This is a genomic window from Pseudomonas sp. 2FG (assembly GCF_005502935.1).
Classification (GTDB): domain Bacteria; phylum Pseudomonadota; class Gammaproteobacteria; order Pseudomonadales; family Pseudomonadaceae; genus Aquipseudomonas.
This window is the reverse complement of record NZ_SCMP01000006.1, coordinates 17823-30014: the sequence shown is the minus strand read 5'-3', so window position 1 is coordinate 30014 and position 12192 is coordinate 17823. Positions and strand designations below refer to the sequence as shown.

Annotated in this window: 13 protein-coding genes; 9 read left to right on the top strand and 4 right to left on the bottom strand. The window is 64.7% G+C overall.

Going from position 1 to position 12192, the window contains the following annotated elements; all coding sequences use genetic code 11:
* The first annotated feature begins 2 nt into the window (after window positions 1–2).
* From livM to FFS13_RS07910, 6 genes are all read left to right on the top strand, one after another.
* On the top strand, window positions 3–1289 hold the full coding sequence (gene livM / locus FFS13_RS07935) for a high-affinity branched-chain amino acid ABC transporter permease LivM (protein WP_137818563.1): 1287 nt from the start codon (window positions 3–5) through the stop codon (window positions 1287–1289).
* Window positions 1286–2161, top strand: a complete 876-nt coding sequence (locus tag FFS13_RS07930) for an ABC transporter ATP-binding protein (RefSeq protein ID WP_137818562.1) — start codon at window positions 1286–1288, stop codon at window positions 2159–2161. The genes livM and FFS13_RS07930 overlap by 4 nt, the downstream gene beginning before the upstream one ends.
* Window positions 2158–2313 carry a hypothetical protein gene (locus tag FFS13_RS07925; RefSeq protein WP_371922941.1) on the top strand — a complete coding sequence of 52 codons (156 nt, stop codon included), beginning with the start codon at window positions 2158–2160 and terminating at the stop codon, window positions 2311–2313. The genes FFS13_RS07930 and FFS13_RS07925 overlap by 4 nt, the downstream gene beginning before the upstream one ends.
* Window positions 2310–3026, top strand: a complete 717-nt coding sequence (locus FFS13_RS07920) for an ABC transporter ATP-binding protein (protein ID WP_137818561.1) — start codon at window positions 2310–2312, stop codon at window positions 3024–3026. The genes FFS13_RS07925 and FFS13_RS07920 overlap by 4 nt, the downstream gene beginning before the upstream one ends.
* 164 nt (window positions 3027–3190) lie before the next feature.
* Window positions 3191–4129: an ornithine cyclodeaminase family protein gene (locus FFS13_RS07915; RefSeq protein WP_137818560.1), complete on the top strand. Its 939-nt coding sequence runs from the start codon at window positions 3191–3193 to the stop codon at window positions 4127–4129.
* Window positions 4130–4836: 707 nt separating this feature from the next.
* On the top strand, window positions 4837–5601 hold the full coding sequence (locus FFS13_RS07910) for an SDR family oxidoreductase (protein ID WP_137818559.1): 765 nt from the start codon (window positions 4837–4839) through the stop codon (window positions 5599–5601).
* On the opposite strand, the gene FFS13_RS07905 is transcribed toward FFS13_RS07910, so the two are convergent.
* A complete protein-coding gene (locus tag FFS13_RS07905; protein WP_137818558.1) occupies window positions 5579–6493 on the bottom strand; it encodes a glycerophosphodiester phosphodiesterase in 915 nt (304 codons plus the stop codon). The two genes, FFS13_RS07910 and FFS13_RS07905, sit on opposite strands and share 23 nt — an antisense overlap.
* Window positions 6494–6686: 193 nt before the next feature.
* Complete coding sequence (locus FFS13_RS07900; protein WP_137818557.1) at window positions 6687–7322, bottom strand: TetR family transcriptional regulator; 636 nt, start codon at window positions 7320–7322, stop codon at window positions 6687–6689.
* 141 nt (window positions 7323–7463) lie between these two features.
* Here FFS13_RS07900 and FFS13_RS07895 point away from each other — a divergent pair, with 141 nt between their 5' ends.
* Window positions 7464–8579 carry a flavin reductase family protein gene (locus FFS13_RS07895; protein WP_137818556.1) on the top strand — a complete coding sequence of 372 codons (1116 nt, stop codon included), beginning with the start codon at window positions 7464–7466 and terminating at the stop codon, window positions 8577–8579.
* A gap of 20 nt (window positions 8580–8599) precedes the next feature.
* Window positions 8600–9703 carry a fatty acid desaturase gene (locus tag FFS13_RS07890; RefSeq protein ID WP_137818555.1) on the top strand — a complete coding sequence of 368 codons (1104 nt, stop codon included), beginning with the start codon at window positions 8600–8602 and terminating at the stop codon, window positions 9701–9703.
* 64 nt (window positions 9704–9767) lie between these two features.
* Here the strand turns inward: FFS13_RS07890 and FFS13_RS07885 are convergent, their stop codons facing one another.
* The gene (locus FFS13_RS07885; RefSeq protein ID WP_137818554.1) at window positions 9768–10139 is read right to left on the bottom strand and encodes a hypothetical protein; all 372 of its coding nucleotides are present in this window, start codon (window positions 10137–10139) and stop codon (window positions 9768–9770) included.
* A 337-nt stretch (window positions 10140–10476) separates the two neighbouring features.
* Here FFS13_RS07885 and FFS13_RS07880 point away from each other — a divergent pair, with 337 nt between their 5' ends.
* Window positions 10477–11451 (top strand): cysteine synthase A, encoded by a 975-nt coding sequence (locus tag FFS13_RS07880; protein ID WP_137818553.1) that lies wholly within the window; start codon window positions 10477–10479, stop codon window positions 11449–11451.
* On the opposite strand, the gene FFS13_RS07875 is transcribed toward FFS13_RS07880, so the two are convergent.
* Window positions 11448–12191 carry a Mut7-C RNAse domain-containing protein gene (locus FFS13_RS07875; RefSeq protein ID WP_137818552.1) on the bottom strand — a complete coding sequence of 248 codons (744 nt, stop codon included), beginning with the start codon at window positions 12189–12191 and terminating at the stop codon, window positions 11448–11450. The genes FFS13_RS07880 and FFS13_RS07875 overlap by 4 nt on opposite strands.
* Window position 12192 lies beyond the last annotated feature (1 nt).

The window sequence follows — 12192 nt, the reverse complement described above, 5'->3', positions numbered from 1 at the left end:
GCATGTCCGCAGCCATTCATAGCAAGTCTCTGGACCTCAAGAAGAGTCTGGTCGATGCGATTCTCGCCGGGTTGATCGCGCTGATCGTATTCGGCCCGATCGTCGGGGTAGTGCTCGACGGCTACAACTTCAATCTGCAGTTCGCGCGGGTCGGCTGGATCATCGCGGCGGTGGTGCTCGGCCGTTTCGCCATCAGCCTGTTCATGCAAACCAGCAAAGGCCTGGCCATCGCCGAGACCTTCGAAACCACCGGTTCGGGTGTGCATGTGCTGGCGCCGGATTACAAGACCCGCCTGCGCTGGATCATCCCGCTGGTCATAGTCCTGGCGGTGATCTTTCCCTTCTTCGCCAGCAAGTACCTGCTGACGGTGGTGATCCTCGGCCTGATCTACGTGCTGCTCGGCCTCGGCCTGAACATAGTGGTCGGTCTGGCCGGGCTGCTCGACCTCGGTTACGTGGCGTTCTACGCCATCGGCGCTTACGGGCTGGCGCTGGGCTATGAGTACCTCGGCCTGGGCTTCTGGACGGTGCTGCCGCTGGGGGCGCTGATGGCGGCGCTGGCCGGGGCGTTACTGGGGTTTCCGGTGCTGCGCATGCACGGCGACTACCTGGCCATAGTCACGCTCGGCTTCGGTGAAATCATCCGCCTGATCCTCAACAACTGGCTGTCCTTCACCGGCGGCCCGAATGGCATGCCGGCGCCGTCGCCGACCTTCTTCGGCCTGGAGTTCGCCCGTCGGGCCAAGGATGGCGGGGTGCCGTTCCATGAGTTCTTCGGCCTCGCCTATAACCCCAACATCAAGTTCCTGTTCATCTACGTTGTGCTGTTCCTAGTGGTGATGCTGGTGCTCTACATCAAGCACCGCCTCACTCGGATGCCGGTCGGCCGCGCCTGGGAAGCGCTGCGCGAGGATGAGATCGCCTGCCGCGCCATGGGCCTGAACCATGTGCTGGTGAAGCTCTCGGCCTTCATGCTCGGTGCCTCCACTGCCGGCCTGGCCGGGGTGTTCTTCGCCACCTATCAAGGCTTCGTCAACCCGTCGTCGTTCAACTTCTTCGAGTCGGCGATGGTGCTCGCCATCGTCGTACTCGGCGGCATGGGCTCGACCGTGGGGGTGGTGATCGCCGCCTTCGTGCTGACGGTGGCGCCGGAGTTGCTGCGCACCTTCGCCGAATACCGGGTGCTGCTGCTGGGCCTGCTGATGGTGCTGATGATGATCTGGCGTCCGCGTGGCTTGATCCGGATCAGCCGCAGTGGCTTCGTTCCGCGTAAGGGAGTAGCGCCATGAGCGACGAAATCGTCCTGTCCGTGGACCGCCTGATGATGCACTTCGGTGGGATCAAGGCGCTCAACGATGTCAGCCTGAAGATCAAGCGCAACAGCATCTCGGCCCTGATCGGCCCCAACGGCGCTGGCAAGACCACGGTGTTCAACTGCCTGACCGGCTTCTACAAAGCCACCGGCGGCAGCATCAAGATGCAGGCCCGTGGCGCCACCACCGACGTGATCAAGGTGCTCGGTGAGCCCTTCCGGGCGACGGACTTCATCTCCCTGAAAACCCTCGGCAGCCGGCTCTTCTACAAGATGTTCGGCGGCACCCATCTGGTCAACCGCTCGGGGCTGGCACGGACCTTCCAGAACATTCGCCTGTTCCGGGAAATGTCGGTGATCGAGAACCTGCTGGTGGCGCAGCACATGTGGATCAACCACAACATGCTCGCCGGGATCTTCAATACCAAGGGGTTTCGCAAGGCCGAAGAGGCGGCGCTGAACCACGCCTTCTACTGGCTGGAAGTGGTCGAGCTGGTGGACTGCGCCAACCGCCTGGCCGGTGAACTGTCCTACGGCCAGCAACGCCGCCTGGAAATCGCCCGGGCCATGTGCACGCGGCCGCAGATCATCTGCCTGGACGAACCGGCGGCCGGCCTCAACCCGGCCGAGACCGAAGCGCTCAGCCGCATCATCCGGCTGCTGCGCGACGAACACGATCTCACCGTGGTCTTGATCGAGCACGACATGGGCATGGTCATGAGCATTTCCGATCACATAGTGGTGCTCGACCATGGCGAGGTGATTGCCGAAGGGCCGCCCCAGGCGATCCGCCACGATCCCAAGGTGATCGCCGCCTATCTGGGCGCGGACGAGGAGGAGCTGGTATGACTGCGCCACTTCTCGAACTGAAAGCCATCGATGTGTACTACGGCCCGATCCAGGCGCTCAAGCAGGTGTCGCTGCATATCAACGAAGGTGAGACGGTCAGCCTGGGCTGGGTGGACTCCTCCAACGGCGTGGGCAAGGAGGCGGCGGCATGAGCGCACCCATTCTCGAACTAAAAGCCATAGACGTGTTCTACGGCCCGATCCAGGCGTTGAAGCAGGTGTCGCTGCATATCAACGAAGGTGAGACGGTCAGCCTGATCGGCTCCAACGGCGCGGGTAAATCCACCCTGCTGATGTCGATCTTCGGCCAGCCGCGGGCGGCGGCCGGGCAGATCATCTATCGCGGCACGGACATCACCCACAAGTCGTCGCACTACGTCGCCTCCAACGGCGTGGCGCAGTCACCGGAAGGGCGGCGGGTTTTCCCCGACATGAGCGTCGAGGAAAACCTGCTGATGGGCACCATCCCAATCGGCGACGAGCATGCGGATGAGGATATGCAACGCATGTTCGATCTGTTCCCGGTGCTCAAGGAGCGGCGCAATCAGCGGGCGATGACCATGTCCGGCGGTGAACAGCAGATGCTCGCCATCGCCCGGGCGTTGATGAGTCGGCCCAAGCTGCTGCTGCTCGACGAGCCGAGCCTGGGCCTGGCGCCGATCGTGGTGAAGCAGATCTTCCAGACCCTGCGCGAACTGGCCAAGACCGGCATGACCATCTTCCTGGTGGAGCAGAACGCCAACCATGCGCTGCGGCTTTCCGATCGAGGCTACGTGATGGTCAACGGCGAGATTCGCCTGACCGGCACGGGGCAGGAACTGCTGGTCAATCAGGAAGTGCGTAACGCCTACCTCGGCGGGCATTAGTGCTGGTCGCCCCCTCCCTCCGATGGGGGGAGAGGGCTGGCGGTGAGGGATGCACCGCCGCCACCTTCAACGCAAACCGCAATGCTGCCGTTTTCCTCCCCATCGATCTTGTCGACCTCTTCCGGTGCGCGAGGTGAAGGAGGGGCGGCCCAAGGAGTCATTCGATGCAAAGCCTGCGTTTTTTCACCAATGCCGACGTCGCTGCGGCGTTGGCTTATCCCGCACTGATCGAAGCCTTGCGAAAAGGCCTGGCCGAGCCTTGCGAGGCGCCCGTGCGTGGCTGCCAGGCGTTGCCTGACGAGGCCAGTTTGCTGCACATGCCGGTCTGGCAAAGCGGCCAGGGCATCGGTGTGAAACTGGTCACGGTGTTTCCGCACAACGGCGCGCGCGGCCTGCCTTCGGTAGCGGCGGTCTTCGCCCTGTTCGACGACGTCAGCGGCCAGCCCCTGGCCCTGCTGGAAGCCTCGGAGCTGACCGCACGGCGCACCGCCTGCACCTCCGCACTGGCCGCGGACTACCTGGTGCGCCGCGATGCGCAGCGCTTGCTGATCGTCGGCAGCGGCACCCTGGCGGCGCATATGGTGCGGGCGCACTGCTCGGTGCGCGCTTACCAGCAGGTGCAGATCTGGGGGCGCAGTGCGGAAAAAGTCGCGGCGCTGGTCGAACAGCTGGCTGGCGAAGGTTATCCGGTCAGCGCCGCAGCCGACCTGCAACGCAGTGTCGAGCAGGCCGACAGCATCACCTGTGTGACCAACTCTCGCACCCCGCTGGTGCTGGGCGCCTGGCTCAAGCCGGGTACGCACCTGGATTTGGTCGGGGCCTTTCTGCCGAGCATGCGTGAGACCGATTCGGCCGCGGTCGCCCGCGCACGGATTGTCGTGGACACCCGCGCAGGTGCGCTGGAGGAGGCGGGTGACCTGCTGTTTGCACTCGGCGAGGGCGCGATTACCGAGGCGGACATCCATCTCGAGCTGAGCGACCTGCTGCACGGCCGTGGGCAGCGCGACAACGCAGAGGAGATCACCCTGTTCAAGTCGGTGGGCTATGCCCTGGAAGACCTGATCGCCGCCCGGGCCTTGCTCGAGCAGCCGCCGGTGCTGTGAGAGCAAGATTGTCCATCGCCGCATCGCCCATGCTTGCGTAAAAGCACAAAGTTGTCCCCAAAAGCTGTGGGGCGTTCTGTGGATAAGGTGGGTAGAGCTATCAGGCAGCCATAGCGGTAGCGCTCTTGCGGGCTTTGGTGATTTTTTGATCAATAGGGTTTTTAGAGTTAAAACAGCGGTTTATCCACTTTATCCACTGTCGTTTGATGCACTTTGCAGAGTTGCCCCCAACTACTGTGGGTAGGCCTGTGGGTAAGTGCGGGAGCAATGTCTCGAGCCCATAGCCGGTAAGGCTTTGCGCCGATTGATTAGGATTTGATCAGGCGCCTTGAATTGCCATGGGCGGCACGTCTGTCACTTCGGAGTCAAGGGATAAAGCTGCTTTTTCAAGGATTTAGCGCAAGCCTGAGGCCGCTGTGGAAAAGTTATCCCAGGAGCCTGTGGAGCGAACTGTGGATAAGGTGGGTAAAGCTGGGCTTGAACCTCGCCTGGCGTGGCTTCGGCAAAACTGTACGTTTTTTGACCATATGTTCGCTGGCGGGAGTGGATCAGCTTGCGTGCCGCCGCGCCAAGCTGAAAACGATGGCGTACCCTATGGCTGATTGAGCGCGCAGCCCGACGCTGTTGCGCGCTACCCAAGGGCTGCGTTGTGCCTGGCCATGTTGATGGCTGGGTTTCGCGGCGAGTAGTCGCTCAAGGAGAACGCTATGACTTCGACCCTGTTTATTACCGGCGCCACGTCCGGCTTCGGCGAAGCCTGTGCTCGGCGCTTTGCCCAGGCCGGCTGGTCGCTGGTGCTCAGTGGCCGCCGCGCGAGCCGCCTGCAGGCGCTCTGTGATGAGTTGTCGGCACTCACCGATGTGTACCCGCTGGAACTCGATGTGCGGGACCGGCATGCGATGGAGGCGGCGATCGCCACCTTGCCGGCGAAGTTCGCCAAGCTGCGCGGGCTGATCAATAACGCCGGGCTGGCGCTGGGTACGGACCCGGCGCCGCAGTGCGATCTGAATGACTGGGACACCATGGTCGACACCAACATCAAGGGCCTGATGTACAGCACCCGCCTGCTGCTACCGCGGCTGATCGCCCATGGGCGTGGCGCGAGCATCCTCAACCTGGGCTCGATCGCCGGCAGTTATCCCTATCCGGGCAGCCATGTATATGGCGCGACCAAGGCGTTCGTGCGGCAGTTCTCGCTGAGCCTGCGCTGCGATCTGCAAGGCACCGGCGTGCGGGTGACCAATATCGAGCCGGGGCTGTGCGAGAGCGAGTTTTCCTTGGTGCGTTTCGGCGGTGATCAGGCTAGGTACGATGCGACCTACGCGGGCGCCGAGGCGATTCAATCGGAAGACATTGCCGAGACAATTTTCTGGGTGCTCAACCAACCGGCCCACATCAACATCAACAGCCTGGAGTTGATGCCGGTGAGCCAGTCGTGGGCGGGCTTCGCTATTGAGCGCTCAGCGCGCTGACTTGGGTCGAGCGCCCGAGCAGTTGCAGGGCGCGATCCGGGTAATCGGTGATCAGGCCTTGGGCGCCCATGTCGAGCAGGTGGCGCATCGCCGGCTGCTCGTTGATGGTCCACAGCTGCACATTGAGGCCGCGCGCCTGTGCGGTGTCGAGCAGGCTGTTGCTGGCGACTTCCAGGCTGCCACTGCGTAAAGGGATCTGCAGGGCCTGGTAAGACGGCGACAGCAGCGTGCCGAGACCGACCCAATTCAACGCGACGAGCAGGCGCACCGAGGTCGGCCCGGCGGAGGTGGCCACGCCCGGGCAGACTTCGCGAAACTGTTGCAGGCTGCGCTCGTAAAAGCTGCCGACTAGCACCCGATCACGCTGGCCGCTGGCTTCGAGCAACTGGCACAACTGCGCTTCCATGCCGATATCCGGCACCTTGATCTCGACTACTTTGGCCTTCTGCGGGAAGCGCGCGAGCACCTCGGCGAAGGTCGGGATGCGGATGCCCTGATCGCGGTACGGGTGGCTTTCGCCGCCGTCGGCGCTCCAGCGGTAGCCGGCGTCCAGCGCTTGCAGCTCGGCCAGGTCGAGCTCGGCGACCTGGCCCGAACCATTGGTGGTGCGGTTGACCTTGGCGTCGTGGATCACCACCAACTCGCCATCACGGCTGCGCCGAAGGTCCATTTCCAGCATGTCGACGCCCAACGCGTTGGCCCGCTCAAAGGCGAACAGGCTGTTTTCCGGCCACAGCCCGCGGCCGCCGCGATGGGCGATCACCAGCGGCTCGTCACCCAGGGTCGCGAGCACCGCCGGGGTGCTGGTAGGCGTACTGGTCAGAGCCAGTACGCCGAGCGCGGCAACTATCAGTAGCAGTGGAGCGAGCAGGAAGCGGGCGAAGCGCAGCATGGCGTGTTCCAGACAAGGTGGCGGGCGTGGCACAGCAAACGCCCAGACTATGACAAAGGTGTGACGAGAGAACGAGGGCAACAAGACATGGCGTCCGACAACGGCGGAGAAATGTCGGATTCGCCCTCAATCCGCGCAGCAGGGTATCCACACGCCGCCTGGGTTTGCGGCTATGCGATTTGCGCGTCGAGCTTTAGCCCTGTGCGCTGCCCAGGCCTTGCCAGTGCTTGGTGCCGATAAAGATGAAACGCAGCTGCTGGATCATCTTCGCTTGCGGGGTCAGGTGTGCGGGCAGCTCCGTGGCGGGCGGGTCGATCAGCTCCGGCAGGGTGGCGAACACGGTTTTCACCACCAGGTCGGCGAGCACCGCCAGGGCCGGAGTGTCCAGGTGTTGCAGTTTGTCGATCAATTGCAGGTCGGCGACCAGATCGGCGGTGATGCCTTCGCGCTGGGTGGCGAGTGCCTGGCGCACCGGCAGCGAGCCGCCGAACTGCTCGCGGGCGAGGAACAGGAACTGCGAGCGGTTGGCGCTGACGGCGCTGAGGAAGATGCGCACCGAGGCGTCGATCAACCCACCCAGTTCGAATTCGTTATGCCGCACCCTGCGGATGGTTTCGCGGAAGGTTTCGCCGACCTCGGTCACCAGCGCCAGGCCGAGTTGATCCATGTCGCTGAAGTGCCGGTAGAAGCCGGTCGGCACTATGCCGGCACTGCGGGTCACCTCGCGCAGGCTCAAGCTGCCAAACCCGCGGCCGCTGTCCATCAGGTTGCGCGCGGCATCCATCAAGGCCTGGCGGGTTTGCTGTTTTTGGAGGGTGCGCGGCGACATGCAGGGCTGATTTTCAAGGAGTTGCGGGCACTTTAACAAATGGGCTTTGCGGGCGTCGAACCGGTTTCAGTGAACAAGTGTTGACTGGAGTGCTTCGTCTCTGTCAGGTTAGTGAACAACTGTTCACTGAGAGTCCATGCCATGCCTCTTGTCCCGCTGTCTGCCGTGCGTTACCTCGCGCCCTGGTTGCGCCCGCTGCGCGCCCTGGCCGCTCGCCGTTGGCTGCGCGAAGCCGAAATCGATGGGTTGCTGGCCTTGCTCAATCCGACCTGGCGCTTGAACCGGGTGTTCGCCCGCGTCCAGGGGCGGCGCTGGGTCGCCGACGACATGCTGGCGCTGACTCTGCAACCTAACGGCAACTGGCGTGGGGCGCGGCCGGGCCAGCATGTGCGGCTGTATCTGGAGGTCGCTGGGGTGCGCCTGAGCCGCAGCTATAGCCTGACCGCACTGCATGCCGACGGCAGTCTGGAGATCGCCATCAAACGCCAGCCCGGCGGTCGTCTGTCCAATCGTCTGCTGGATTGGGTCGCGGTCGGCCAGGTGCTGGAGATCGGTCAGCCGTTCGGCGAGTTGTGCTGGGTGGAACAGGCCCCGGGCGTGCTGCTGCTGGCCGCCGGCAGCGGCCTGACGCCCCTGCTCGGCTTGCTGCGCGGCGCCCTGGCGCAGGGCTTCGGCGCCCCCGTCACCCTGCTGCATTACGTGCGCCGGCACGGCCAGCGCGCCTTCGTCCACGAGTTGCAGGCCCTGCAGGCGCAGCACGCCAATCTGCGGGTGCGCTGGGCCCTGAGCGGCGACCCGGCGCAGGCCGGCGAGCTGAGTGGGCGCTTTGCCGCCGAGCACCTGCACGAGCTGGGCGATGTCGAGCGGCGCAGCGTGTTCGCCTGCGGCCCGGCGGGCTTCGTCGAGCAGGTGCAGGGCTGGTGGCACGGCGCGCCGCGCGACGGTCAGCTGCAGGTCGAGACCTTTAGTCCGCCGGCCTTCAACCAGGCCGAGCCCGTGCGTCCGGTGCGCCTGCGTTTCGCCCGCGCGCAACGGGAGGTTCAGGGCGACAGCCGGCGCAGCCTGCTGGAGCAGGCCGAAGCCGAAGGCCTGCGGCCGGCCCACGGCTGCCGCCAGGGCATTTGCGCCAGTTGCACCTGTCTGTTGCTCAGCGGTGCGGTGCGCGATCTGCGCAGCGGCGCCCTGTTCAGCGAACCCAATCAGCCGATCCGCCTCTGCGTCAGCGCCCCCCAGGGCGATGTGGCGGTGGATGTATAACCGGCGTTACACCGCACCCTATGACCGATAAGGAGATCGCCATGCGCATCGACCGCGACCTTTCCGCCGCCGAGCTGCAGGCCTTCGGCGCCGAGCTGGATGCCTTGCGGCAACGGACCCAGGCCGAGCTGGGCGAGCAGGATGCCCGCTATATCCGCCGTATCCGCGCCGTCACCCGGGGCTGTGCCTGGAGTGGCCGGGCGCTGCTGTTGTTCGGCTGGTTCCCGCCGACCTGGCTGCTCGGCACCGTCCTGCTCGGCCTGGCGAAGATCCTCGAGAACATGGAGCTGGCCCATAATGTCATGCACGGCCAGTACGACTGGATGAACGATCCGGAGTTCGCCGGGCGCAGCTACGATTGGGATATCGCCGGCCCCGGCGACTTCTGGCGGCATACCCATAACCATATCCACCATACCTACACCAACGTGCTGGGCATGGACGACGACGTCGGCTATGGCCTGGTGCGGCTGTTCCCCGAGCAGCGCTGGAAGCCGTTCTACCGCTGGCAGCCGCTGTGGGTGACGATCCAGGCCGTGTTGTTCCAGTACTCGATAGGGATCCAGCACCTGCGCCTGGACAAGCTCTACAAGGGCAAGATTTCCAAGGAGGAAGTCAGGCCGCTGCTCCAACAGTTCAAGGCCAAACTGCTGCGGCAGTGGGCCAAGGACTACCTGTTCTTCCCGCTGCTGGCCCTGCCGCTCGGCGCCAATGGGCTGGCGGTCTTGGCGGGAAATATCGCCGCCAACCTGCTGCGCAATCTGTGGACCTTCAGCATCATCTTCTGCGGCCACTTCACTGCGCAGGCCGCGGTCTTCCCGCGCGAGGTGCTGCAGGGCGAAACCCGTGGCCACTGGTATCTGCGCCAGTTGCGCGGATCGAGCAATCTGCAGGGTGGCAGGCTGTTCCATATTCTCACCGGCAACCTCAGCCACCAGATCGAACACCACCTGTTCCCCGACCTGCCGGCCCGTCGCTATGCCGCCATGGCGGTGGAGGTGCGCGAGATCGCCGCGCGTTACGGGCAGACCTACAACAGCGGTCGGCTGAGTGCGCAGTTCGCGACGGTGCTGCGGCGCATCTGGATCTATCGTCTGCCGAATCGCGAGCCGTTGGCGGATTGATTAAGCCTGCAGAATAAAAAGCCCGGCCATCAGGCCGGGCTTTTTATTCGGGCGAGGCGTCGCTTTAGCCCGCATGGCGTTGCTCCAGCAAACGCTCGGAGCCACCTTCCGCTACTCGCAGGTGCTGCCGGCCGGGGGTGCGGTCGGCACCATCGGCGGCTACGCGAAAGCGCTTTTGCCCCAGGGTGCGGTCAGCGCCGTCGGCGGCTACACGAAAGCGCTGTTGGCCCGGCGTGCGCTCAGTGCCATCTGCTGCGACACGAACGCGCTCCAGAAGGCGATCAGCCCCCCCTTCGGCTAGGTTGCGATCTAGCGTGCGGGTTTCTTGCTGGCTGTCTTTGACTTCTTCAAAGGTCGGTTGCGCGTCTCGTGGCAAGGCGAAGACATTGGCTGCGAGGACGCTGAGGGTCAGGCTGAGCAGTAATTTGGTTTTCATGCTGATCTCCGGAAAACGGGGGTAATGGGTTCGGAGGCAATACTAAATTCTGCGCCGGGAATAAGAAGTTGAGCCGCTCGATAGTGCCTATCAACACTGTCGATGCTGGTGTGGATGGCTCTATGACGGGGCTTTCAGGCGTTTGTCGCCCCCAGCTGCGCGCGGGCAAACCCGTGCGCTCTGTTGCTGCAACAGCTCCCGGGGCCGGGGAAATAACAGCGCCAGACCCGCGGGGCGTGCAGCCGAACCGGCGCAACCTCGGCGTGCCCTTCGCCGCGCGGGCGCTAGACTGAAACAGTGCAAACGGCCTTTCCCGTGCGCCAGGTGGAGGTGCAGCATGGACATCCGTGAAGGCTTTATCGGCAGTATCGGCAACACCCCACTGATCCGCCTCGGCCGGCTCAGCGCCGAGACCGGCTGCGAGATTCTCGGCAAGGCCGAATTTCTCAACCCCGGCGGCTCGGTGAAGGACCGCGCCGCGCTCGCCATAGTGCGGGACGCCGAACGGCGCGGCGCGCTACGCCCCGGCGGCACCATAGTCGAGGGCACCGCCGGCAACACCGGCATCGGCCTCGCCCATATCGGCGCCGCGCGCGGCTACCGCTGCATCATCGTGATTCCCGACAACCAGTCGCCGGAGAAGCTGGAACTGCTGCGGGTGCTCGGCGCCGAGGTGCGCCCGGTGCCGGCCAAGCCCTACAAGGACCCGGACAACTACCAGAAGATCGCCGGCCGCCTGGCCCACGAATTGCCCAATGCGATCTGGGCCAACCAGTTCGACAACCTGGCCAACCGCCAGGCGCACTACGAGACCACCGGGCCGGAGATCTGGCGCGATACCCAGGGCCAGGTGGACGCCTTCGTCTGCGCCACCGGCACCGGCGGCACCCTGGCCGGCGTCGCCCGCTACCTCAAGGAGTGCAACCCCAAGGTCCGCATCGTCCTCGCCGACCCCATGGGCAGTGCGCTCTACCACTGGGTGTTGAGCGGCGAACTGCAGGCCGAGGGCAGCTCCATCACCGAGGGCATAGGCACCACGCGGATCACCGCCAATCTGGAGGGCACGCCGATCGACGGCGCCGTGCGGGTCGACGACCAGAGCTGCGTGAGCATGGTTTACCGCCTGCTGCGCGAGGAAGGCTTGTTCCTCGGCGGCTCATCCGGGATCAATCTGGTCGCCGCGGTGCGGGTGGCGCGCGAGCTGGGCCCAGGGCATACCGTGGTGACCCTGTTGTGTGACCGCGGCGGGCTCTACTTCCAGCGCCTGTTCAACCCCGTTTGGCTGAGTGAACGGGGCCTGTCGCCCGCCTAGGCTTGGTCCAGCAAGGGCTGCAGCAGCGCGCGCATGCTGCGCCAGTGCGAGCCTTCCCAGAACAGCCGCTGGCAGCGCTCGCAGGTGAGAAAGCGTTGATACAGTTGGCGCACCTTGGGTGGCAGGCGCTCCAGCACCTCGAACTTGTCCACCTCGCGCAACGGCAGGTTGCAGTGGATGCAGAGCGTGAAGGGCCGGGCGCTGGAGGCTAGGTCCAGGCGCTCGAACAGCTCGCGCAGCTGCTGTGCGGGCTTTAGCGCATGCACATAGCAGCCGTGGCTGATGATCCGGCGCTTGAGCAGTTCGCGGTCGCGGGTCAACACGATGCGCACCTGACTGGCGCCGATCTCGGCGATTTCCGGGTCGTTGAAGTGGTTGTCGTAGAGCGTGTCGAAGCCGGCCATGCGCAGTAGATGGGCGAGCCCGCCGAGATGGGCGTCGGCGACAAAGCGCAGCACCCGCAAGGGCTGCTCGCGCACCTTGAGCAGCGAGCTGATGTCCAGCGCCTCGAACTTCGGATAGACCGCCACCCGGTCGCCGTCCTCAAGCAGCCGCTCGAAGCCCACCGACTCGCCGTTGACCAGCACCAACTCGACCTCGGTGTGCGGCACGCCGAGCGCCTCGATCATGTGTTTGGTGCTTGCCGCCCGCGCGCAGACGCAGGCGAACGCCTGGCGGCGGCGCTCGGCCGGGAGGAAGTCGTTGAGTTCCTCGTAGAAGCGGAAGGTGGCGGTGACCATC

Bases quoted from the DNA above. Each gene is read 5' to 3' on its own strand.
- FFS13_RS07930 (WP_137818562.1), top strand. From the start codon at position 1,286: ATGAGCGACGAAATCGTCCTGTCCGTGGACCGCCTGATGATGCACTTC.
- FFS13_RS07915 (WP_137818560.1), top strand. From the start codon at position 3,191: ATGCAAAGCCTGCGTTTTTTCACCAATGCCGACGTCGCTGCGGCGTTG.
- FFS13_RS07880 (WP_137818553.1), top strand. From the start codon at position 10,477: ATGGACATCCGTGAAGGCTTTATCGGCAGTATCGGCAACACCCCACTG.
- livM (WP_137818563.1), top strand. From the start codon at position 3: ATGTCCGCAGCCATTCATAGCAAGTCTCTGGACCTCAAGAAGAGTCTG.
- FFS13_RS07910 (WP_137818559.1), top strand. From the start codon at position 4,837: ATGACTTCGACCCTGTTTATTACCGGCGCCACGTCCGGCTTCGGCGAA.
- FFS13_RS07905 (WP_137818558.1), bottom strand. From the start codon at position 6,493: ATGCTGCGCTTCGCCCGCTTCCTGCTCGCTCCACTGCTACTGATAGTT.
- FFS13_RS07890 (WP_137818555.1), top strand. From the start codon at position 8,600: ATGACCGATAAGGAGATCGCCATGCGCATCGACCGCGACCTTTCCGCC.
- FFS13_RS07920 (WP_137818561.1), top strand. From the start codon at position 2,310: ATGAGCGCACCCATTCTCGAACTAAAAGCCATAGACGTGTTCTACGGC.
- FFS13_RS07900 (WP_137818557.1), bottom strand. From the start codon at position 7,322: ATGTCGCCGCGCACCCTCCAAAAACAGCAAACCCGCCAGGCCTTGATG.
- FFS13_RS07885 (WP_137818554.1), bottom strand. From the start codon at position 10,139: ATGAAAACCAAATTACTGCTCAGCCTGACCCTCAGCGTCCTCGCAGCC.
- FFS13_RS07875 (WP_137818552.1), bottom strand. From the start codon at position 12,191: ATGGTCACCGCCACCTTCCGCTTCTACGAGGAACTCAACGACTTCCTC.
- FFS13_RS07895 (WP_137818556.1), top strand. From the start codon at position 7,464: ATGCCTCTTGTCCCGCTGTCTGCCGTGCGTTACCTCGCGCCCTGGTTG.
- FFS13_RS07925 (WP_371922941.1), top strand. From the start codon at position 2,158: ATGACTGCGCCACTTCTCGAACTGAAAGCCATCGATGTGTACTACGGC.